At 65.0% G+C, this 19,101-nt stretch carries 18 protein-coding genes; 13 read left to right on the top strand and 5 right to left on the bottom strand.

Going from position 1 to position 19,101, the window contains the following annotated elements; all coding sequences use genetic code 11:
• A complete protein-coding gene (locus ACIP90_RS17580) occupies positions 1-1,662 on the bottom strand; it encodes a sensor histidine kinase (protein WP_400580849.1) in 1,662 nt (553 codons plus the stop codon).
• A 100-nt stretch (positions 1,663-1,762) separates the two neighbouring features.
• Between ACIP90_RS17580 and ACIP90_RS17575 the strand changes: the two genes are divergently transcribed.
• Complete coding sequence (locus ACIP90_RS17575; protein ID WP_400580848.1) at positions 1,763-2,518, top strand: response regulator transcription factor; 756 nt, start codon at positions 1,763-1,765, stop codon at positions 2,516-2,518.
• Between the two features lie 16 nt (positions 2,519-2,534).
• Here ACIP90_RS17575 and ACIP90_RS17570 read toward each other — a convergent pair whose 3' ends face one another.
• Together ACIP90_RS17570 and ACIP90_RS17565 are read right to left on the bottom strand one after the other, a co-directional pair.
• Complete coding sequence (locus tag ACIP90_RS17570; protein WP_400580847.1) at positions 2,535-2,960, bottom strand: very short patch repair endonuclease; 426 nt, start codon at positions 2,958-2,960, stop codon at positions 2,535-2,537.
• Positions 2,961-3,003: 43 nt separating this feature from the next.
• Positions 3,004-3,438, bottom strand: a complete 435-nt coding sequence (locus ACIP90_RS17565) for a pyridoxamine 5'-phosphate oxidase family protein (RefSeq protein WP_400580846.1) — start codon at positions 3,436-3,438, stop codon at positions 3,004-3,006.
• A 214-nt stretch (positions 3,439-3,652) separates the two neighbouring features.
• Here ACIP90_RS17565 and ACIP90_RS17560 point away from each other — a divergent pair, with 214 nt between their 5' ends.
• From ACIP90_RS17560 to ACIP90_RS17550, 3 genes are all read left to right on the top strand, one after another.
• Entirely contained in the window at positions 3,653-4,321 is a 669-nt protein-coding gene (locus tag ACIP90_RS17560; protein ID WP_400580845.1) for a DUF6318 family protein, read from the top strand.
• A gap of 447 nt (positions 4,322-4,768) precedes the next feature.
• Positions 4,769-5,224: a PKD domain-containing protein gene (locus ACIP90_RS17555; RefSeq protein WP_400580844.1), complete on the top strand. Its 456-nt coding sequence runs from the start codon at positions 4,769-4,771 to the stop codon at positions 5,222-5,224.
• A 124-nt stretch (positions 5,225-5,348) separates the two neighbouring features.
• Complete coding sequence (locus ACIP90_RS17550) at positions 5,349-6,422, top strand: alkene reductase (RefSeq protein ID WP_400580843.1); 1,074 nt, start codon at positions 5,349-5,351, stop codon at positions 6,420-6,422.
• 165 nt (positions 6,423-6,587) lie between these two features.
• Here the strand turns inward: ACIP90_RS17550 and ACIP90_RS17545 are convergent, their stop codons facing one another.
• Positions 6,588-7,319: a hypothetical protein gene (locus ACIP90_RS17545; RefSeq protein ID WP_400580842.1), complete on the bottom strand. Its 732-nt coding sequence runs from the start codon at positions 7,317-7,319 to the stop codon at positions 6,588-6,590.
• On the opposite strand from ACIP90_RS17545, the gene ACIP90_RS17540 reads away from it, so the two are divergent.
• From ACIP90_RS17540 to ACIP90_RS17510, 7 genes are all read left to right on the top strand, one after another.
• Positions 7,318-7,482 carry a hypothetical protein gene (locus tag ACIP90_RS17540; RefSeq protein ID WP_400580841.1) on the top strand — a complete coding sequence of 55 codons (165 nt, stop codon included), beginning with the start codon at positions 7,318-7,320 and terminating at the stop codon, positions 7,480-7,482. The genes ACIP90_RS17545 and ACIP90_RS17540 overlap by 2 nt on opposite strands.
• Positions 7,483-7,858: 376 nt before the next feature.
• On the top strand, positions 7,859-8,593 hold the full coding sequence (locus tag ACIP90_RS17535; protein WP_400580840.1) for a GntR family transcriptional regulator: 735 nt from the start codon (positions 7,859-7,861) through the stop codon (positions 8,591-8,593).
• A gap of 263 nt (positions 8,594-8,856) precedes the next feature.
• Positions 8,857-9,861 (top strand): sugar phosphate isomerase/epimerase family protein, encoded by a 1,005-nt coding sequence (locus ACIP90_RS17530; RefSeq protein ID WP_400580839.1) that lies wholly within the window; start codon positions 8,857-8,859, stop codon positions 9,859-9,861.
• Positions 9,862-10,010: 149 nt separating this feature from the next.
• A complete protein-coding gene (dhaL, locus tag ACIP90_RS17525) occupies positions 10,011-11,786 on the top strand; it encodes a dihydroxyacetone kinase subunit DhaL (protein WP_400580838.1) in 1,776 nt (591 codons plus the stop codon).
• Positions 11,783-12,265, top strand: a complete 483-nt coding sequence (locus tag ACIP90_RS17520; RefSeq protein ID WP_400580837.1) for a ribose-5-phosphate isomerase — start codon at positions 11,783-11,785, stop codon at positions 12,263-12,265. Before dhaL ends, ACIP90_RS17520 begins: the two co-directional genes overlap by 4 nt.
• 3 nt (positions 12,266-12,268) lie before the next feature.
• Positions 12,269-13,237: a 3-hydroxyacyl-CoA dehydrogenase family protein gene (locus ACIP90_RS17515; RefSeq protein WP_400580836.1), complete on the top strand. Its 969-nt coding sequence runs from the start codon at positions 12,269-12,271 to the stop codon at positions 13,235-13,237.
• 91 nt (positions 13,238-13,328) lie between these two features.
• Complete coding sequence (locus tag ACIP90_RS17510) at positions 13,329-14,189, top strand: triose-phosphate isomerase family protein (RefSeq protein WP_400580835.1); 861 nt, start codon at positions 13,329-13,331, stop codon at positions 14,187-14,189.
• Here ACIP90_RS17510 and ACIP90_RS17505 read toward each other — a convergent pair.
• Positions 14,186-14,482 carry a hypothetical protein gene (locus ACIP90_RS17505; protein WP_400580834.1) on the bottom strand — a complete coding sequence of 99 codons (297 nt, stop codon included), beginning with the start codon at positions 14,480-14,482 and terminating at the stop codon, positions 14,186-14,188. The two genes, ACIP90_RS17510 and ACIP90_RS17505, sit on opposite strands and share 4 nt — an antisense overlap.
• 84 nt (positions 14,483-14,566) lie before the next feature.
• On the opposite strand from ACIP90_RS17505, the gene ACIP90_RS17500 reads away from it, so the two are divergent.
• Entirely contained in the window at positions 14,567-17,131 is a 2,565-nt protein-coding gene (locus ACIP90_RS17500) for a Tex family protein (protein WP_400580833.1), read from the top strand.
• Positions 17,132-17,264: 133 nt separating this feature from the next.
• Positions 17,265-19,094, top strand: a complete 1,830-nt coding sequence (locus tag ACIP90_RS17495; RefSeq protein ID WP_400580832.1) for a gamma-glutamyltransferase family protein — start codon at positions 17,265-17,267, stop codon at positions 19,092-19,094.
• Positions 19,095-19,101: the final 7 nt, after the last annotated feature.

The following is a 19,101-nucleotide window of genomic DNA, read 5'->3' as shown; positions in this document are numbered from 1 at the left end:
TCAGGCAGGGAGCGCAAACGTGAACGTTGTCCCGTACCCTTTTGCGCTGCGCAGCGAAACGGTACCGCCGTGGGCTTCCACGATGGCCTTGCTGATGGAGAGCCCCAGCCCGACGCCGGGTATGGCGGAATTGCGGACGGACTCCGAGCGGAAGAACTTGGCGAAGGCTTCCTTCTGGTCCTGTTCACTCATTCCCATTCCGTTGTCGCTCACGCTGCACACCACATGCTTGTCCTCGGACCGCAGCGAGACGGTCACTTCCCCGCCGTCGGGGGAGTATTTGATGGCATTGGAGACGAGGTTGTCCAGGACCTGTGAGATCCGTGCGGAATCGACGTGGGCTTCCAGCTGCTCGGGGGCATCGAACCGGAGGCTGATACCGGATTCCGCAGCCTTTGGGCGTGCTGCGCTAATGCTTGCGCGGACCAGCTCAGCTACGTCCACTGCGTGAGGGCTGATAATCAGCTGCCCGCGTCTGCTCGACAGCAGGTCTGAAACGAGGGTAAGCAGGCGTTCCGAATTGCGCTGGATGATTTCCAGAGGGCCACGTTGATAGTCGGTCAGGTCGTCGTCGTCGAGCAGCAGCTCCACGTAACCGAGGATAGACGTCAGGGGCGTGCGGAATTCGTGCGAGACGTTCGAGACGAAGTCGTCCTTGGCTGCGAGTGCGTCAACCAAGTCAGTGACGTCGCTGAACACGATGACTGAACCTGCAAAGTTTCCGTCCTGGTCCGTCATCGGCCTCGCGCTCGTTGTGATGGCACGCTGCTCATCGCCGCTCCCCAGCCAGACGAGGTAGTCGGTGAACTGCTCACCGAGCACGGCACGGCGAACCGGGCGCTCCTCCACGGGAACGGGAGTGGTCCGGTCCTGCGCAAAGACCAGCAGCTGCGATTCATTCGGATCCGGGTTGTCCGGCGGAGACGCCAGCTGATGGTGGGCCCGTTGCTTCCGGTTCATCAGGATGTCGTTCCCGTCGGCGTCGACAGCGAGCACACCCAGGTGCACGGTATCGAGCACTGTATTGAGCAGTCTTTCCTGACGTTTGCTGCCGTCCAGCACGCCCTGCAACTGGGAGTCCTTGTCCTCCAGATCGCGTTGCTGCCGAACCATGCTCAGGGTCATCACGGTGATCGAAACGCCGATCCCCAACATCATGATCGGAAGCAGGAGGGAGCGGGCCAGGTCCTGTCCGGACACGTCTCCTTTGATCAGAAGCGGGAGCCAAATGATGCCGAGCGGTCCGAAAAAGGAAAGGGCAACAGCCGTCCTGGGAAACACGCCGGAAGCGCATAACCAGATGACAGGAAATACCGCCATCAGGCTGATTCCCGTCAGACTGTCCTGGCCGCCCTCCCTGCCGAGCGCGATCGAAACCAGGTCAAGCAGGGGAATGACCAGGAAACTCGGGTAGGGCAGGCGCTCCCAGGGGACGGCATAACAGAGAACCAGGATGATGACCTGCGACACCAGGAAACTGATGAAAAGCGGGTTCGGCAGCGTCTCCGGGAAGAAGGCCAGAACGAGGACGGCAGTAAACCCGACTGTGACGGACAGTGGCATCTGGCTGAGCGTCACGCGGCCCCGCAGGGAATACTCGTGGAAGGGGCGCCGAAAGAGCGGCATCCTGCCCGAGGAGATGTTCCAGGCTTGCTTATTCATTCGTGCTGGTCAGGAAGGACTTGGCAGGTAAACGCATAGAAGCAGGATAACCGGCTGGGGCTATACTTCAGACGGGAAGTAGCGGGCTGAGGGGGCTGCGATGGGCGACACACGCGTTGGCTTGGTTATCGAGGACGACCACGACATTCGAGAGCTGGTGCGGGTTGTTCTGACGCAGGCAGGCTTTGAGGTCACGGCTGCGTCCAGCGGGGCAGAAGGTGTTCTCGCAGCCAAAAACCTTGATCCGGCGGTCATCACTTTGGACCTAGGCCTGCCGGACATCGACGGTTTTGAAGTGGCCCGGCAGATCCGCCAGTTTTCGGACGCGTACATCGTGATGCTGACGGCCCGGGCGGAGGAGCTGGATACCCTGATCGGCCTGGAATCGGGGGCCGACGACTACTTGACGAAGCCCTTCCGGCCCAGGGAACTGCGCGCCCGCGTTGCCGCCATGATGCGGCGGCCGCGGTCGACGTCGGATCTTGCCGACGACTCCGGCGCACCTTCCGCCGGTGCTGGCGACCCGAAGGCCTACCGCCACAACGGACTGGATCTGAGTTATGAGTCCCGGACCGTGTCCGTGGACGGCCAGGAACTTAGCCTGACCCGAACCGAATTCGACCTGCTGCACGCGCTGCTGGAGGCGAACCGCATGGTCCGGACCAAGTCCGATCTGGTGCGCCGCCTACGGGACGAACCCTACGACGTCGGAAGTTACATCAGCGAGGCCGACGAGCGGGCCGTCGAGGTGCACATGGGCAACCTGCGCAAGAAACTCGGTGATTCCGCCCAAAATCCGCGGTGGCTTCAGACCGTGCGCGGCGTCGGTTACAGGCTGGCCCCCGAGCAGGGCTGAGATCACCTCCCCGCTCTCAGCGGGCGGCGAGGAACCGCTCCAGCTGCTCCTCCAGGGCGGGCCGGTCCTTCAGTTCGCACTCCCATAGCGTGAGGACTTCCCAGCCCGCGCTTTCGAGTTGCCGGCGCTGGTCGGCGTCGCGGTTTCTGGTCTTGGTTCGTTTGGTTTCCCAGAACTCAGCGTTGGCCTTGGGTGCGTGCTGGCCGACCCGGCAATCGTGGAAATGCCAGAAGCAGCCGTTGATGAAGATGACCTTCCTGCGCCCCGAGAACACGAGGTCGGGATTTCCCGGCAGCCTGGTGCCGCGGGAGACACCGTGTAACCGGTATCGGTAGCCCTTGGCATGCAGGAGGCTGCGCACCAGCAACTCGGGTTTGGTGTTCTTTCCCCTGATCCGGGACATGTTCCAGCTGCGCTGCTCAGGTGTCAGCCGGTCCGCCATGATTCAAGTCTAGGCGGCCGGCAGACCGCTTGATGTGGTGCTGTCAGGCGTTGAGTTCCGGCTGCTCGCCGAAGTCGAAGTGCCTGCCGCTGACGGATCCGGGCTCGATCTCGACGTAGAAATCCTTCAGGGTCGGCACCCACGAGGCCAGCCCGAGCGCCTCGGCTTCGGCAATCTCGGCCGCCTTGTCCAAGACCCGGGCAGTACCGCGGAGGACGACCGACCACGCCTGGTCCGACAGGATGCCGTCCGTTTCGAAGAGCACGCGGTCGTTGGTGGTCAGCTCGGCCAGCTTGTTGCCGGGAGCCGTGCGGAAGTAGAGCTTGCGGCGGCTGGTCACGTAGTTGACGGGGAAGATGTCCGGCTCGCCGGCCACGGTGACAACGAGCCTGCCGTGGTTGGCGCCCTCCAGAAGCTGCCAGCACTGCGCTTCGTCGAGGATGAGGATGGGGTCGCCGTTTGCGTGATTGAACATCATGGCTCCATCCTTCTACGTGACGTAGAAAAGTGACATAGGGGTGTACGGCAATTTTCCCAGCACTTCTCGTAAATCCGCCACAGCGTGCCCGGCCGCTTCCTGGGCTCCGCAGGGTTGTGGATAACTTTGAGCGCGAAAGTGTAGCCTCGGCTACCCTTTAACCATTGTTCGGACACAGATGTCTGGGCCATCTATCCGGGGGGATTAGCTGCGCATGACTTCTCGATCGCCTATTTCCGGGCGCCTGTGCCTTTCTGCTGTTTCGTGCCTTGCCATCTCCGCCCTGGCTCTCAGCGGCTGCAGCAGTGGAAATGCGCCCCAGGCCGCTCCAAGCGCCGGGGCAACTTCCTCCGCGGCGCCGTCTGCGTCCATTACGCCGGCTGCCTCGCCTACTCCCAAGCCGACGCCCGTCTATAAGCCCGCCGACGCCAAGGGCAGGGCACAGAATGTGCCGGTTCCGGTAAAGCCTGCATTGGCGGACAAGAATTCCAAGGAAGGGCTGGAGGCGTTTAGTAAGTACTGGTATTCACTCCTGAATTACGGGTTTGAAACGGGAGACCTTTCGCGCATCAAGTCGATAACGGGTAGCTCATGTGCGATGTGTACAAAAATTTTTCCCGGCGCGGTGAAGTGGAATTCAAATGGCAAATGGGTTGAAGGTGCTGCGATAAAAGTGCATGCAGCCCAGTCCACATTTGTGGAAACACTCCCAGGTCAGTTCCAAGTCGCAATCCAGTCGCAGCAAGAGGCCGGAGTGCTACGGAACGCTGACGGTTCCGTGGGACAGAACGTGACGCAGTCGGGCATGCTTGGCGACCTAATGATCGCAAAGTATGTGCAGGGTAAGTGGCACGCCCTCAATGTGGACCGAATCGGTGGCTAGTACATGCCTGCCCCGTGGAGGATTTTAGTAGGCATGTTGCTGTCCACACCCTTGGTCGTGTCAGTACCTGCGACTTCGAGCGCGAGCGAAGGGGGATCTGACCTGTCGTGGAACAGTGGCGGGATAGGTGTCTGGAGATATGACCCTGACAGTGGTGGTTGGGTAGACATGCCTCATGCGCTCCCAGAAGACCCAAATGCATATAAGCTCGAGTATCTATGTCTAGACGACGAGAAAAATAACTTCGATATTGGCTGTTTGGCTGCTTCGATTAAATGCACCGATGGCAAAGATGGACGCCCAGTCCGCTGGTATTCCTCATTAAAGGCCTTTCAGCCACCAATCTGGACCGCAATCCGCCCAGACAGATGCGTCTACACAGAAGACCCAAGTGATGTATTGGGCCGCATCGCAGCAGAAATTCAGCGAAGGTTTGAGCAACTCCCAGTGAATGCTGGAGTCTCGGGAATTCAACCTGCTCCTCACACTCTTAGGGGCGCTGAGACCAACTTCTACGCTGAAGCCGCTGAACAGACCTTCAACGTAACCATGCTCGGGCAGAAGGTCGCGATCGTCGCCAAGCCGGTCCAGTACCGCTGGGACTACGGCGATGGCGCTTCACTCGGTCCGACGACCACCATGGGTGGACCGCTGCCGCAGGACCGCTGGGGTGAGAAGACCCGGACGAGCCATGCCTACGCGCAAACCGGAGACTTCAATGTCGTCCTGACCACGTACTTCCAGGGAACCTACTCAGTCAACGGTGGTCCTGCGCTCCCCATACCCAACCAAGGCCAGTTCAGTACTGCCCCTCAATCCGTAAGTGTCTGGCGGTCAGTCACCCGCAACTACGCCGACGATTGCATCGCAAACCCCCACGGCCAGGGCTGCCCAAAGGGATGAACCGGGACCTTAGTCGTCCGACCGCAATCGAGCGCGAGATGTGATCCTCAGCGCATTCGGAATACTTGCACACGCGTGGCAGTTGCAGACGGTGAACCCAAATGCCTTCTGAAAGGAACCGCGCATGCTGTTTTCCCGTCTGAACCTCGGCGAGCTTGAACTCCCTAACCGGCTGGTCATGGCGCCTCTCACCCGCCTCCGCTCAGGCAGGGACGGCGTACCCGGGCCCCTCGTAGTGGAGCACTATCGCCAGCGGGCCTCCCTCGGCTTGATCGTGAGTGAGGGCATCTACCCCAGCCCCGCCGGCCGCTCCTACCCTGGACAGCCGGGGCTGGTCACGTCCGAGCAGATCGCCGCCTGGAAAAAAGTCACGGATGCGGTCCACGCCGAGGGTGGCCGGATGTTTGCGCAGATCATGCACGGCGGGCGCGTCTCTCACGAGGACATCACCGGGGGCCATCGGATCGTTGCGCCGAGCGCCATCGCCGTCGACGCGGAGACCCGGACCTACAACGGCAAGCAGGCCCACCCCGTTCCTCATGAACTCACGACGGACGAAGTTCCGGTGGTGATCCAGGAAATCGTCACGGCGTCGCTGAACGCAATCGAGGCCGGTTTCGACGGCGTCGAACTCCACTCTGCCAACGGTTATCTGCTGCACGAGTTCCTTGCACCGAACAGCAACATCCGGACGGACAGCTACGGCGGCTCTCCGGAAAAGCGGGCACGGTTCGTCATCGAGACCGTCAACGCTGTGGTCGAGGCGCTGGGCGCCAACCGCGTGGGAATCCGCATCTCCCCGGAACACAACGTTCAGGGCATCAACGAAAATGACGTTGAGGATGTCCGAGCCACCTATGAAGTGTTGGTGAACTCGATCGCGCCCCTGAACCTTGCCTACCTAAGCATCCTGCACGACCAGCCGGCATCCGATTTGGTCCAGGACCTGCGCGTCCGGTTCAACGGAACCTTCCTCGTCAACACAGGGTTCGGCGACATCACCACCCGTGAGGAGGCAGTTTCCTTGGTCTCTGACGGCCACGCCGACGCAGTGGTGGTTGGCCGGCCAGCCATCGCCAATCCCGACCTCGCTCGTCGTTGGCGCGAAGGGCTGCCCCTGAACGAGCTCGACCCGAGTACGTTCTATGCGGAAGGCGCCAAGGGTTACACCGACTACCCGGCCTACCAGCCCGCGTAGCCAGACGGGCAAACCCAGAGTCACTGGCAACCCGGAGAGAGTCAGAGGAACCGCCCGGAATCCCGGGCGGTTCCTCTGACTTTTACGAATGTCCTAACACTTTGTGGCGGTATCACGCCACCAGGCACGGCCGGACCCCCCTGTCCTCATCCGACCGGGACATCGTCAGCCTGCGGCGAGGGCCTCGTTGACGAGCTTGGCCAGTTCGGGTGCATCGGCTGCGGTGACCGCTCCGACAGCGCCGCTCTTCATCACGGTGACCGCCAAGGACCCCTTAACTCCCAACACGGTGATGTTGCAGACCTGTTTCTGCCCGGTGGGGGTGGTCTGGACGGTCAGCGCAGCCAGCGACCTATCGGCCTGCACTGCGGCGTCCAGGGGTTTCAATTCGTTGGTGACCTTCTGCCCCTTCAACTCAACGGTGTACCTCGAGCACTCATTCAGCGCCGCTGCGTTCTTCTCGAACTGGGCAGTCATCACCGACGGGTCCCGGACTGCGAACACCGTCATGACCGTCGCCGTTTTGGCCTTCGCCGCCAGGCTCGCCCCGGCAGCATAGGTGCTGCCCTCGGGAACCTGGGTGTTGTTATCGATCAGCACCCCGCAGGTTTTCGGAGTGATCACGGCGGTCTTGAGCATCTCCCGTGCTGCTATCAGTCCCTGATCGATCTGGGCAGCCGGGACGACGGCGAGGGGCTGTCCCTGGGCATCCTTCAGTCCGGCGACGATGGCGGTGAGTTCTTCGTTGGTGTAGGCCTTCGGTGTCGGCGTCGGTTCCGATGACGCAGGGGACGGGCTCTCGGATGCGGTGGTACCCGACGGGGCCGGGCCGCCGCAACCGGTGAGAGTGAGAACTGCTGCGATGGCGAGGGCGGCTGGAGCGTTACTTCTGTTCATGGCTGGATCCCTGTTCAACTGTGCCGGCCTGCCCGCGGGTTTTCGCGGGCTCGTTCCGGAACTGCGCCGTCAGCTGCCGCTTGCCGGCGGGCACAGCACACCGCGCACGCCTGCGATGTTTGAGTCGCTCAGGGCCGGCCTGCGGGCCCGTGTCCTGGTGTAGTGATCCCCTTTTTCACCGCTGGATGGCGCGGTTGCTCAGAGGGTACGACGTCAACCCAGCCAGCGCCAGAGCAGGCAGGTAACTCGCCTCCCTGAGCTCCACTGAGGTGCCGTGGGCCATGCTGAAGGTCGTTGTCCGCATAACGTCCCAAGAGAGCGTACTCTGCCTCAGCTTGCTCCGTTGAGACGGTGACTTCGCCGCAGTCTCCCACCAGGGCAATGAGCCAGGCAACCGGAACATCATCTGAACTCGGAGCCGCCATCTGCCGCGCGTGATACTTCTCACGCAGTGCCATTGCTTTCTCGATGCCGGAGGTCCAATCAAGTTCCCACCGCTGGCGGCGATGCCGCCTCCGAGACGCCTATAGGATTTGAGCATGCAGAAAGCGTCCAGCGGCACCAGCGCCGGCAGCCGGCACGACGAACAGACCGGCGCCCGCCGCGGAGCTCGAACCGTGAATCGCCAGGTCTTGGCAGACCACGTCTATGAGGAACTGCTGACGGCACTCATGGACGGACGGCTGGAACCCGGGGCCGCCGTCAGTATTGATGGGACAGCCCGCGAACTCGATGTTTCGCCCACTCCGGTCCGCGAGGCACTTGCCCGGCTGGAGCACACCGGCATGGTCCGGCGAGTGGCCTTGAAGGGGTACCGCGTTGCCCCGGTGTTCACCCGGGAAGACTTCGCGGAGCTCATGGAGGCGCGGCTGGCTATAGAACCGGTAAACGCCCGTTTGGCCTGCGCCCGGCTCACGCCCGAACGGCTTGCGGAACTCGAGAGGACCGTCGACGACCTAAAGTCGGCCCCACGCGGCCCCTCATTTGCTGAATACAAGGACTATCTGGAAGCAGACGAACACTTCCATCAGCTGATCGCCCAGCAGACCGGGAACCAGTTCATGGTTGCCGCCTACGCCGCCCTTGGCGGGCAGGTCCAGAGGTTCCGGCTGTTCGGCGGCGTAGGCATCACCGACGCCGAGTTCGCCATCGCCGAGCACCAGGCCGTCCTGGATGCGCTCTCCACGGGGGACCCCGAAAAGGCCGGGGCCGCTATGGCGGACCACATCCAAAAGGTCCGGGCGCGAGCCATCGCCGACGCCCCCGCCAAGTAGCCTCCGGCACAACAGGGCAAACCGCACCCCAAGGGCTCCGCATCGGAAGGCTTCCTGGCCCAGCAAAGCAGGTCGCAAAAGCGCCGCGTCCACCGGCGAAAACGGGCTCTTGCGGCCTAGCGGGCCAAGGAAAGTGCCTCCGTGCGGCGCCAGCTCACTCCTATAGGATCTTCGATTCAAGAGAGTGCCCACCCCAAAACCTTGACACCCTCTATTCGATAATAGATCCTATAGGAAACAGGATTCACGAAGGAGTACGCAACGTGGCTTATACAGCCGAGAACTGGCCCATCACCGCCGCCCTGCTGCAGTTCCCCGGCATAGACGCCAAGGGAACCCACATCAACGACGCCGACGCGTCCGCCTGGGCCGAAGTTTTCACCGAGGTCAAGGAAGCCGGCTTCGCCAACGCCGACCTCACCGACAGCTGGGTCCGCCCTGGTCATCTCAGCAAAGAACGCCTCGCAGAGTTCAAGCAGACCGCGCAGGAAGTGGGCATCGGCATTCCGGTCATCTCCGCCATCCGCCGCAGTGTGATCGAGGAAGGCAAGTGGGAAGCCAACCTGGAGTACAGCCACCGCACCATCGACGCCGCCGCCGAACTCGGGTGCGAGGTCGTTTCCTTCGGCCTGCACCAGGCGATCACTCCGGAGCAGCAGAAGCAGCTCTGGTTCTGGACTGTCCAAGGCCACAAGGACCGGGCAGGGGACAAGGAGTCCTGGAACAACGCTGTCACTCGGCTCCGCGAACTGGGCCGGCACGCGGCAGACGTCGGCGTCCTCCTCTCCCTTGAGATGTACGAGGACACCTACCTCGGCACCGCGGACTCCTCCGTGCAGCTGGTCCAGGAGATCGGACTCTCCAACGTCGGCCTCAACCCGGACATCGGAAACCTCATCCGCCTGCACCGCCCCATTGAGGACTGGCGCGAAATCGTGGTCAAAACCATGCCGTACTCCAACTACTGGCACATGAAGAACTACATCCGCGACGAGGACGTGGCCCGCGACAGCTACGTGGCCATGCCCGCCCCCATGGAAAGCGGCCTCATCAACTACCGCGAGGCGTTTAAAGTGGCCATCGCCAACGGGTACCAGGGCATCATCTGCACCGAGCACTACGGCGGCGACGGTCTGTCCGTCACCGCCCGGAACCAGGAATACCTTCGCCGCCACGTCCTCCCGAAGAAGGACGGCTACGCGCTCGGCACGAGCCTGGTGGCGCAGGGACGGCAGCGGCCAGCCGCCGTCGAACTCGCTTCATCCTGAAGGTCCGGGCGTTCGGTTCCCAGCGGAACTGAACGTCCGACGGCGGCTGCCGGGCTGTGTTCCGGTGGCCGCCTTCCCGGGGCCCTCTGGAATCAACCGGCCGTGGTCCACGACAACTGCTCAACCCAACACGGATTCAATGAGGAACCATGACCCAGATCTTCGACAATCCCGCTGATTTCGCTGATGAGGCGCTGGACGGCTTCGTGGCTGCCAACCGCGGTTATGTGGCCCGCGTGGACGGCGGCGTTGTCCGCTCCACCGAGATTACCCCTGGCCAGGTGGCCCTCGTGATCGGCGGCGGCTCCGGACACTACCCGGCCTTCGCCGGACTCGTGGGACCGGGCCTTGCCGCCGGCTCGGCGTGCGGCAACATGTTCGCGTCGCCTGCCGCCGGGCAGGTCTACCGCGTGGCCAAGGCCGCCAACGCCGGCGGCGGAGTGCTCCTCAGCTACGGCAACTACGCCGGCGACGTCCTGCACTTCGGCCAGGCCCAGTTGCGCCTCAATGGCGAAGGCATCGAGACCCGCACGGTGCTGGTGACCGATGACATTGCCAGCGCCCCGCTGGACCAGATCGAGAAGCGCCGCGGCATTGCCGGCGACCTTACCGTTTTCAAGGTCGCGGGTGCCGCCGCCGAGGCAGGCCTGAACCTGGACGAGGTGGAACGGCTGGCCATCAAGGCCAACTACCGCACGCGCTCCCTGGGTGTGGCCTTCGACGGCTGCACCCTGCCCGGCGCGAGCGAGCCCCTCTTCCAAGTGCCTAAAGGCCAGATGTCGCTGGGCCTCGGCATCCACGGTGAACCGGGAATCTCCGAGCACCCCATGCCCACGGCATCGGAGCTCGCGGAGCTGCTCGTCTCCAGGCTCCTCGAGGACAAGCCCGACGAAGCCGGCGACCGCGTGGTGGCGATCGTCAACGGACTCGGCACGGTCAAGTACGACGAACTGTTCCTGCTGTTCGGCAAGATCGGAAAGCTGCTCGACAAAGCCGGTTTGACCGTGGTGGAGCCGGAGTGCGGCGAGCTGGTCACCAGCCTGGACATGTCGGGGCTCTCCCTGACGCTGCTATGGCTGGACGACGAGATCGAGCAGTACTGGGCAGCTCCTGCCGACGCTCCGGCGTTCCGCAAGGGCAAACTCATATCGCGCGCCCGCCGCGAACCCGCCGGAACCGAGGACGCCGTCGCTGAAGAGACGGAAGACGCCACCGCGGCGTCCGCGGACCTGGGCAGGCTGGCGGCCGCCGTCCTCGCGCAGGTGCGTGAGGTCGTCGTCGAACACGAAGAGGAACTCGGCAACCTGGATGCCATCGCCGGAGATGGCGACCATGGCATCGGCATGCGCCGCGGCGTGGATGCCGCCGCCGCGGCCGGCGAGCAGAATGCGGCTGCCGGAGCGTCCGTTGAACGCGTGCTCACCGCCGCGGGGGACGCCTGGAGCGAGCGGGCCGGCGGAACCTCCGGTGCCCTCTGGGGATCCGCGGTCATCGCGGCGGGAATCGCACTGGGCAACCGCGACTCCTACGGGGCAGAGGACGCCGCCGCAGCGGTGGAGGCTTTCACCAGCGCGATCACCGCGCTCGGCAAGGCCGAGCCGGGGGACAAGACCATGGTGGACGCGCTCGTGCCGTTCCAGAATGCGTTCCGAGAAGAGCACGACGGCGGCGCCTCCCTTACCGGCGCCCTCACCGCAGCTGCTGCCGCGGCCACGGAAGCGGCCGCGCAGACCGCGAACCTGCGCCCCCTCAAGGGCCGGGCCCGCCCGCTGGCCGAGAAGAGCCTCGGCCATCCCGATCCGGGTGCAGTTTCCTTCGGGCTGATCGCCGAACGGATCGCCCGCTACATCCAATGTGAACTGGCCACGTCTGATCTGGCCTCATCCCGCATGGCCGCACCGGCCGGAAACGGAGCACAAGCATGACCTCGACCGCAGCCTGGCGGATTGTGATCGGCAACGATGAGGCCGGCGTTGAATATAAGGAAGCGCTGAAGGCATTGCTCGAGGCCGACGACCGCGTGGCCTCCGTGGTGGACATCGGCGTGGCCGCCAACGACTCCACGGCGTACCCGCACCTGGCCGTGACAGCTGCCCGCAAGGTGGCCGAGGGCGAAGCCGACCGTGCCCTCCTCATCTGCGGCACGGGCTTGGGCGTGGCCATTGCCGCCAACAAAGTCCCCGGCGTCCGTGCCGTCACCGCGCACGACAGCTACTCCGTGGAACGCTCGGTCCTGAGCAACAACGCCCAGGTCCTCACGATGGGCCAGCGCGTGATCGGCCTGGAACTCGCCAAGAAGCTCGTGGGCGAATGGCTGGGCCACCGCTTCGACGAGAGCTCGTCCTCGGCGGCCAAGGTGGACGCCATCTGCTCCTATGAACCCGACTACATGAAGGCTGACTGAACCATGACAGAGACACCCAACAGCTCACGCAAGTTTGCCGTCGTCGGGTCCGGCTACATGGGCGGCGGCATCGCCCAGGTGCTGGCGCTCGGTGGAGCGCGCGTTGCCTTGGCCGATGTGTCCGCGGAAGTGGCGCAGAAGAACTACGAGCGCCTTCTGACGGAGTCCGACCAATTTGTTGCCGACGGCCTGTTCCCCGCAGGCTCCACTGAAATCCTGAAGCAGAACCTCTGGGCCGCGAAGGACATCGAGGAAGCCGTGGCGGACGCCGACTTCATCGAAGAGGCCGTTCCCGAAGTCATCGCGATCAAGCACAAGACGCTGGCCCGCATCAGCGCAGCCGCCCGCCCGGACGCCATCATCGGCTCCAACACCTCCACCATCTCCATCGCGGAGCTGTCGCAGCCGGTGGCCAACCCGGAGCGCTTTCTCGGCGTCCACTTCTCCAACCCGTCGCCCTTCATCCCGGGCGTGGAGATCATTCCGCACGCCGGAACCTCGGCCGAAACGATTGGCGCGGCCCGCGATCTGGTGCACGGTGCCAACAAGCAGACCGCAGTGGTCAAAGATGTCACCGGGTTCGTGCTCAACCGGCTGCAGTACGCGCTGTTCCACGAAGCCGCACAGCTCGTGGAGCAGGGCATCGCGACGGCGGAGGACGTGGACACCCTGGTCCGCACCACCTTCGGCTTCCGTCTGCCCTTCTTCGGGCCGTTCGCCATCGCCGACATGGCTGGCCTGGACGTCTACAACTTCTGCTACAAGTCGCTGCAGACGGACTTCCCGGAGCGCTTTGCCACCCCGAAGATCCTCAACGACCTCGTGGAGGCCGGGAAGCTGGGCACCAAGACAGGTGCAGGCTTCCTGAACGTCCCCGCCGAGCGCACCCCGGAGCTGATCGCCTACCGCAACACGGCCTACGTGGCCATGCAGAAGCTCATCGAGGAGCTTGGCCCGGCACCCATCAACTGAGCACCCGCTCGACTAGCGCTGAACCGGATACAGCTGAAGCGGACACAGCAGAACCCGGCACAGCCGAATCCAACACAGGCAGGAAAGCAGAATGATGCAGCCCAGCGCCGCCGGCACCGCAGGCCACGACACCCCGGAAACCATCCATGTCGGTGTCAGCACCAAGATGTACCTGGGGTACCGGGACAGCCTGCGCTGGCTGGGCGAGCTGCACCGCGAAGTGGACACCCGTCCGGCGCTCGTTGCCGGACGGGTGGTCCCGTTCGTCATCCCGTCCTTTCCCATGCTGCCCGCTGCTGCCGAGATCCTGGCCGGCTCGCCGGTCCTTCTCGGGGCCCAGGACTGCGGCTGGGCCGACGGCCCGTGGACCGGTGAGGTGTCGCCGTCACTGCTTTCGGAGCTCGGCGTACGCCTCGTGGAGATCGGCCATGCCGAACGGCGCCGGCACTTCGGCGAGGATGACGCCATGATCGCGCTCAAGGTCAAGGCAGCAGACGACGCCGGCCTCACACCTCTGCTGTGTGTCGGCGAGGAGACCGCCGGGCCGGGTTCGGGGACGGAGCCCGGGGCCGGATCTTCCGCCGAGACGGCAGCTTCGTTCGTCTACGGCCAGATCCAGGCGGCCACCGGCGGAGACTGGGAACTCGCCTCGCGGCTGGTGATCGCCTACGAACCGGTGTGGGCAATCGGCGCCGCCGAACCGGCCAGCGCCGGCTACGTGTCCGACGCCGTGAAGCACCTTCGCGCACGGCTCGCCGTTCACGGACTGGCTGGCCTGCCGGTCATCTACGGCGGCTCGGCCAAGCCGGGACTGCTGCCCACGCTCGACGGGGTCTCCGGGCTCTTCCTCGGACGGTTCGCCCACGAGGCAGCCAACTTCGGAAAAGTGCTGGATGAAGCCCTGGCACAGGCCAACGCTGCGGTGCGGGGCCCCGGAAGCGAACAGGGCTAGAGGAACGCCTCCCGCCCGGTCCCTTCGCTCAGAACAAGCTGGCCGTCCTCGATGGACACCAACAGGCTCCGCGGCCGCCCGTGCAGCTTCTTCTCCGCCACGAGATTCCGGCTGACCACCTCCACCCCCACTGTGGCGCCCTTCGCGGGCAGCTCCACAGACACTTCCTCTGCCATTCCTAGGAGCTCCCGGGTGGTGACGTCGCGGTCGTACCGTGCTTCCTTGCCGTTGACAGTGATGGCGACATCGTCCTCGTTGAAGCCATCCTGAAGAATGATGAGCAATTCCTGCATGGTGCACCGCCTACCTGGAGGATTTCTGCTGCCTACAGTCACTACACCACTTAAGCCCAGCCCTGTGTAGGGCAAAATGTTGTGGTGACCCAATTCCCGCAGGCCCCTTCCGCACCCTCCCCAGCTCCGGATCCAACCCCGGCACGTACTCCGGATGCCAACGGCACGGACGGCGGACTTGCCCAGCGCATCGCTGCCCAGATCGCCGCCGAACTGGGCGTCAAAGCCTGGCAGGTGAAGGCCGCCGTGGACCTGCTCGACGGCGGATCCACCGTCCCCTTCATCGCCCGCTACCGCAAGGAAGCCACGGGGACGCTCGACGACACCCAGCTCCGTGATCTCGACGAACGCCTGCGCTACCTCCGCGAACTGGAGGACCGCCGTCGTGCGGTTCTAGAGGCGATTGCTGCGCAAGGCAAGCTGACCCCGGAACTCGAGGCCGCCGTCGTCGCCGCCGACACAAAGTCCAGGCTGGAGGACATCTACCTGCCCTTCAAGTCCAAGCGCCGCACCAAGGCGCAGATCGCCCGGGAGGCCGGGCTGGAACCGCTCGCCGACGCGCTGCTCAAACGCCCCGAACTGGATCCGGAGCGCGAGGCGGCAAAATATCTGAACGCCGAGCATGCGATTGACGATGCCGCCGCTGCGCTGGCCGGAGCACGCTCCATCCTCGTGGAACGCGTGGCGCAGGATCCGGATCTTGCAGAAACGCTGCGTGAGCGTCTGTGGACGCAGGGCCGGATGGTGTCGCGCGTCAAGAAGGGCAAGGAGGTCGAAGGGCAGAAGTTTGCGGACTACTTTGAGTTCTCGCAGGCTCCCAGCGGAATGCCGTCGCACCGCGTCCTTGCGCTGCTGCGCGGCGAGAAGGACGGCGTGCTGGAGCTCGACCTCGCCGAGGCGGACCCGTCCGACGACGACGCCCTCGCCGCCGCGCGCGCCCGGTACGAATCCGCCGTGGCCAGGTTCCTCGGGGTTTCGGACCGCGGCCGGCCCGCTGACGCCTGGCTTCTCCAGACCGCGCAGGTGGCTTGGCGCTCGCGGGTGCTTGCCCGGCTCACCGCCGATCTGCGCGGTCGGATGTTCGCTGCTGCTGAGGACGAGGCTGTCCGCGTCTTCGCAGCCAACTTGCGCGATGTGCTGCTCGCCGCACCGGCTGGTAACCGGGCCACCCTTGGCCTGGACCCCGGGCTGCGGACCGGCGTGAAGGTGGCCGTGGTGGACGGGACCGGCAAGGTGGTGGCCGCAGACACGGTGTTTCCGCATGCGCCGGCCCGCAAGTGGAATGAAGCCCTGGCGACGCTCGGCCGGCTGGCGCGGCAGCACGCCGTCGAACTCGTGGCGATCGGTAACGGCACGGCCTCGCGGGAGACGGACAAACTGGCTGCCGAGTTGATCAAGCAGCTGTCCGCCGAAGCGGGTGGCGGAGCCGCAGCGCCGCAGAAGCTGGTGGTGTCTGAAGCCGGTGCGTCCGTGTATTCGGCGTCGGCGCTGGCCGCGGCGGAACTGCCGGGGATGGACGTGTCCCTCCGCGGCGCGGTCTCGATCGCGCGGCGGCTGCAGGACCCGCTGGCCGAACTGGTGAAGATCGATCCGAAGTCGATCGGTGTCGGGCAGTACCAGCACGACGTCACCGCCGCCAAGCTGGACCGCAGCCTGGATGCCGTTGTGGAGGACTGTGTGAACGCGGTGGGCGTGGACGTCAACACGGCGTCGCCGGCGCTGCTGAGCCGGGTGGCCGGCGTGGGGCCGCTGCTGAGCGAGAACATCGTGGCCTACCGCAATGAACATGGTCCGTTCGCCAAACGCAGCGAGCTGAAGAAAGTGCCGCGGCTGGGGGCGAAGGCGTTCGAGCAGTGCGCCGGATTCCTGCGGATCACCGGGGGAGCGGAGCCGCTGGATGCCTCCAGTGTCCATCCGGAGTCGTATCCGGTGGCCCGGAAAATCATGGCAGCTGCCGGTGCCGGCACTTCCGGCAAAGCCGTGATGCTTCCCAGCACCGGGCTGGCCGGAGCGAGTTCGCTGGACCCGCAGGACTTTGTGGATGGCACGTTCGGCTTGCCGACGGTGCGGGACATCATCGCCGAGCTCGAGAAGCCAGGCCGCGACCCCCGGCCGGCCTTCAAGGCCGCCACGTTCTCCGAGGGGATCGAGAAGATTTCCGACCTCAAGCCCGGGATGGTGCTGGAGGGGACAGTCACCAACGTGGCCGCGTTCGGCGCGTTCGTTGACGTTGGAGTGCACCAGGATGGGCTGGTGCATGTGTCGGCGCTCGCGAACCGGTTCGTGTCCGATCCGCGGGAAGTCGTGAAGTCGGGCCAGGTGGTGCGCGTGAAGGTGCTCGAAGCCGATCCGGAACGGAAAAGGATTTCGCTGTCCCTGCGGCTCGACGACGAACCGGCATCGTCCGACGGGCGGCAGGCTGCTGGGGGCCAGCCTGCCGGGCGCCAGGCGGGCGGGCACCAGGCGGGTGGGCCTCAGGCGGGCGGCGGCCGTCCTGGGCGCAATGGCGGTCCTGCAGGCGGTGGTTCTGCGGGCGGTGGTGGCCGTGCGGCCGGCGGCAGCAAGCAGAAGCCCGCGCCCCAGAAGCCCGCGGCTCCCGCGAACACTGCCATGGCAGAAGCGCTGCGGAAGGCCGGCCTCACGAAGTAGGCCAGCCGGCGGGACATCAAACCTTTCCCGCGCTCCGAGCCGCTGGGCAAGGTTCTGTCTGGGATTAGAGCATGGTCCGAGTCGGCGGGCGCGTTGCCCTGACAGTATCGAACCGGGTGCCTAGAGTAGCGGCATGAGTTTTACGCCGCCGGAGTCGTTCACCACCCGCCCCACCCTGCGGGGCACGTTCGGCATGGCTGCATCAACGCACTGGCTGGCCACGGCAACAGCGCAGTCGGTACTCGAGCGGGGAGGCAACGCGTTTGACGCGGCCGCCGCCGCTGCCTTCGTGCTGCACGTGGTGGAACCCCACCTCAACGGTCCGGGCGGAGACATGACCGGCGTGTTCAGTACGGCAGAGGATCCGGGTAAGCCCGTCGTGCTCATGGGGCAGGGCCCGGCGCCGGCCGGAGCTACCGTGCAGCATCTCCGGGGAGAGGGTCTGGATCTGGTGCCCGGCTCCGGTGCGCTCGCCGCCGCGGTGCCTGGTGCCGTCGACGCTTGGCTTTTACTCCTGCAGGATCACGGAACCTGGGAGCTCGCGGAGGTGCTGGACTTCGCGATCGGGTATGCGCGGGACGGACACCCTGTTCTTGCGCGCGTCGGCAGCACCATCTCCGCGGTTTCGGCGTTGTTCAGCGAACACTGGCCGACGTCAGCCGACCTTTGGATGCCGGACGGACGGATTCCGCAGGAGGGAGAGCTGATGCGGAATCCCGCCCATGCCCGCACTTTGCAGCGACTGGTCCAGGCCGGCGCAGGCATAGGGGAGGCTGCGGGTGCTGCCGCTGCCCACACGCGTGAGTCGCGGATCGACGCTGCCCGCCGCGAATGGAGTGAGGGCTTCGTGGCCCGGGCCGCCGCCAAGGCTGTGCAGACGCCACACCGCCACTCGTCCGGGACGGACCACCGCGGCGTGCTGACTATGGCCGATATGGCCGGGTTCCGGGCGAGCTATGAAGAGGCCGCCACTCTGGAGTTCCGGAGCTATACGATTGCCAAGACCGGACCGTGGGGTCAGGGTCCGGCGCTGCTGCAGACCCTCGCCATTCTGGACGGCTTCGATGACGAATACCTCGATCCGTCTACTGAACTCGGCGCCCACACCATACTGGAGGCCCAGAAGCTCGCGCTGGCTGACCGCGAGGCGTACTACGGCGACGCCGATGTACCGCTGGGACACCTGCTGTCGGCAGACTATGCGGCTGAGCGCCGCCAGCTGATCACCGAGCAGGCGTCCCACGAGTTCCGTCCCGGCCGGGTCCCCGGGCTGGAACCGTACACTCCGGTCCTGCGGACGGAGTACGTTCCGCCCGCACATGCGGGTGCTGCCGGCGGTGTAGGGGAGCCCACTGTGGAACCGGCGGGGGAGACCCGCGGCGACACCTGCCACATCGACGTCGTGGACCGCTGGGGAAACATGATCTCGGCGACGCCGTCAGGGGGCTGGCTGCAGTCGTCGCCAGCAATTTCGGAACTGGGCTTTTGCCTGGGGACCCGGCTGCAGATGACCTGGCTCGAGCCGGGAACCCCTTCGACGCTGGCTCCCGGTAAGCGGCCACGAACCACGCTGACGCCGACACTGGTGTTACGCGACGGCATCGCAGTCTCGGCGCTTGGCTCACCAGGCGGGGACCAGCAGGACCAGTGGCAGCTCCTCTACTTGCTTCGGACCATTGTCGGGGGATACTCGCCTCAACAGGCCATCGATGCGCCGGCCTTCCATACGACGTCGATGCCAGGCTCGTTCTGGCCCCGCACCTGGGAACCAGGCGGTGCCGTTGTCGAGGATCGGCTCGGGAACAATGTCATTGAGGGCCTCGAGCGAAGAGGCCACCGCATCACCCGCGCCGGTAACTGGACGCTGGGACGGCTGTCCGCCGTCGTGCGTGATCCGGCAACCGGAGTCCTGCAGGCGGCCGCCAATCCACGGGGTGCGCAGGGTTACGCTGCAGGGCGGTAGTACTGCA

Source organism: Arthrobacter sp. NPDC093139 (assembly GCF_044754165.1).
Lineage (GTDB): Bacteria > Actinomycetota > Actinomycetes > Actinomycetales > Micrococcaceae > Arthrobacter.
This window is presented reverse-complemented; position numbering and strand designations above follow the sequence as displayed.